Annotated in this window: 1 protein-coding gene; it reads right to left on the bottom strand. The window is 68.0% G+C overall.

Features of this window, described 5'->3' with window-relative positions; translation table 11 throughout:
• On the bottom strand, positions 1-1258 hold a 1258-nt coding region (locus ABD299_RS24845; protein WP_344267026.1), incomplete at its 5' end, for a glycoside hydrolase family 6 protein.

The following is a 1258-nucleotide window of genomic DNA, read 5'->3' on the forward strand; positions in this document are numbered from 1 at the left end:
TCAGTTGACGGGCGGGTGGGCGTTGGCGAGGAGTTCCTGGAACTGTGCGGAGAACCAGTGGCCGGAGACGGGGGCGTCGGGGAGTGCTCCGGAGGGGCTGTTGCCGTTGCGGGGGTTGCCGTCGTAGGTGGGGTCGCACATGCGGTCGAAGCCCTTGCCCTCGTCGTTGGGGATCTCGCGGCTGGAGCCGTCGGACTCGCCCGGGGGCTTCATCCAGACGTAGGCGTGGATGCCGGAGGCGGGGGCTGCGGTGGGTCGTTCGCCCAGGCCGGCTCCGGCCTGGTTGCACCAGTTGCCGGAGTTGTAGCGCTTTTCGGCGCGGCTGCCGTCGACGTATTCGTCGACGCTGGTCTGCGGGCCGGGTCCGGTGGGCCGGTCGGGGCCGCCCCAGCCGTTGCGGGAGGTGTCGATGAGCATGCCGATGCTGTTGGGGAAGCCGGCGCGGACGAGTTCCTGGCGGAAGTCCTGGGCGAACTGGAGCTCACCGATGTAGTTGTTCCACTCGACCCAGCTGGATTCGCGGACCGAGGTGCCGTTGATGGTGTCGGTGATGCTGTAGTGGGGTTCTTCGAGGATGCTGTAGTTGGCGGTGTTGGTGATGAAGCCGTGGACGTCGGCGGGGCTGGCGCCGTTGGCGTTGGCGGCTTCGTAGAAGAGGTCGGCGGAGGCGGCGAAGTTGTCCTCCCAGCCGATCCAGCCGTGGTGGGCGGCGTCGATGTAGTTGTAGACGTTGGGGATGGCGCCCAGGGTGCCCAGGGCGTAGCCGACGCCGTTGACGTAGTTGCCGTTGGCGAGCATGACGTCGCACTCGGGGGTGGCGGTCTCGCGGCCGCCGACGTTGGTGACGAGGTTGGGCAGCGAGTCGATCTCGATGGTGGTGACGATCCTCAGGTCCGAGTACTTGGGGTCGGAGAGGATGTCGGCGATCGGGTCGATGTACTCGTGCTGGTAGCGGTCGATCTCCTCGGGGCCGAGCTCGCCGTTGGAGGCGAGGGCGGCGCAGTCACGGCCGGGGAGGTTGTAGATGACGACCTGGAACACGAACTCGTCGTGGTTCTGTGCCTGGACCAGGGCCCCGTCGAGGTGGTCGGCCAGGCCCATCACGCGGCCGGCGCCCTGTCCGGAGCCCTCGATCGCGGCGATCCGGTCCATCCACACACCGGTCGGCTCGTTCGCGATCGCGGAACCACCCGGCTCCGACGCCGCGTTCGCGGACCACTCCGGATTCACATACACGCCCGCACCCACATAGGGGTTG

The sequence above is a fragment of the Streptomyces sodiiphilus genome, from assembly GCF_039529215.1.
GTDB classification, from domain to species: domain Bacteria; phylum Actinomycetota; class Actinomycetes; order Streptomycetales; family Streptomycetaceae; genus Streptomyces; species Streptomyces sodiiphilus.